This window comes from Pyrobaculum sp., assembly GCF_049971835.1.
GTDB lineage: Archaea > Thermoproteota > Thermoprotei > Thermoproteales > Thermoproteaceae > Pyrobaculum.
Genome location: NZ_JBMFKV010000325.1, coordinates 1 through 1,700 on the forward strand (window position 1 = coordinate 1; position 1,700 = coordinate 1,700).

General features: G+C 55.1%; 2 protein-coding genes. Both read left to right on the forward strand.

From position 1 onward, the window contains the following. On the forward strand, positions 1-1,132 hold a 1,132-nt coding region (locus tag ACP5J3_RS14245; RefSeq protein WP_428496285.1), incomplete at its 5' end, for a hypothetical protein. Next, positions 1,129-1,700: hypothetical protein (locus ACP5J3_RS14250; protein ID WP_428496286.1), on the forward strand; the 572-nt coding region annotated here is incomplete at its 3' end. The genes ACP5J3_RS14245 and ACP5J3_RS14250, both read left to right, overlap by 4 nt.

Consider the following 1,700-nt stretch of genomic DNA (forward strand, 5'->3'; position numbering starts at 1 on the left):
GGCATCCGATGGCAGAATTATAATGTTTGGATTAAAGGTGTATAGGGAAAGGGATAATTTGCTTAGTTCTGGCGTTGTCAATCCGTTTTTGGGCTGGGAGAGGTTTGTAGACGTTAAGTCTGGGAGGTACGGCGATGTGGGGTATAGCCTCAAGATTGCCCGGTTTAAGTATTATGATGGTGGCGAGAAGTCTGGGCTTGCGGCGGTTGTCTTTAGCGAAGATGGAAAGATACTCTTGACGTCCTATAACGATTATATGTTGGCTTTGACTATTGGCAAGAAGCTAGTCGGCGGTGTGCTGGGTGAGCCGGTTGCGGTGAGGTTAGGGGGGCTGGAGGGCTGGGCTAGGGGTTTTACGTATAAATTCCCCGGTGATGTGGCGGATGTGGCGTGTAGCGGCGGCAATTGCTACTGGGAGACTTTTCTTAAGTACTTGACGGGAGCGCTGGCGCCGGAGATATACGGCACGAGGCCGGAGGCTGTGGGGCTGGAGGTGGATATGATAAGGGAGCTCCGGCCTGTGAGGCTGTCTTCTGGCATAATTACAGATATTCAGCCGGGTTCAAGGGGGCTCTTCGCCGTGCAGGCCTCCGGCACTGCGTTTGACCTGCTTGCTGTAGATAAATCTGGCCGTTTAGTAATCGCAGAGGTAAAGAGAGTAGATTACTATAGTGAAAGCGGCTATCTTGATAGTGTTAGGGCGTCGAATATTCCAGGTAAGGTTGGTATGTTGCTTAAGTTGCGCGACGTGGTTAAGGGCTATCCGGTGTCTGAGGGAGAGCTGGTGTCTTATCTAGTGGCTGCGTACAACGGCGCCGGGGCTGTGGGGACGACGAGTGTAGGCGTTTCCTCTACCTTTGTCTACAGGCCTGTCCTTCAGCGGGTTGACTGGCGCGGCGAGAGGACGCCTGTCGTGTTTTCGCTGGTGTTGGTTGACGCGTCGTCGGGTAAGGCGGTGGTGTTTGCCGTGGAGACTGAGCTGGGTAGGCTGACTCCCGACTTTGTCGAGGCTGTAGCGAGGGACGCGTACAGATACTTCCGCACTTTTGAGGTTACGGGCGGGAGGGATTTGAAGAGTGTTGTGGACAGCGTGGCTGAGCTGTACCAGGGCACCCCTCCGTTTTTGAAATGATCCCCGAGGTGGTGTTTTGCGAAGAGCAACATCTACAGGAGCCTTTTATTGACTTGGGCGTCGTGGCGGGGGTTAGGCGGACGCCTTTTAGGTTTGTGTCGAGGGTGACCGCCAACGGAGTCTTTTTCCGGCGTGTGGATGTCTGGGGCTTGGCGTTGTTTATGGCGGATGGCTACGTGGTTGTGCCTTCCGAGGGCACCAGCTACTACATATTCTACGACTACAAGCCTATCCCCGTCGAGGACTACCCGGCGCCGCCGGTGTATGCGGTGGACGACTTGGGGAACGTCTACTGGACTCGCTTCATTGGCGATGAATATGTGAGAGGTGGGGAGGTGCGGTTCTCTGTCCTTCTGCCTGGGGGCGGCCTCGCCTATACTCCAGTTACGGAGAGGGGCATCCCCCTAAGCGGCTACTCAATAGATTCAGGCGCGGACTTCCTCGTTGCCGCTCTCCTCTCCGCTAGGTATAGAGAGGAGTGTCTCAGACAGCTAAGGGAGAATAAATTCGACCTCTGGTCTCTTGACAAGGAGTGCAACCCCAGTATCCGCTCGGTCTACCACGGCGC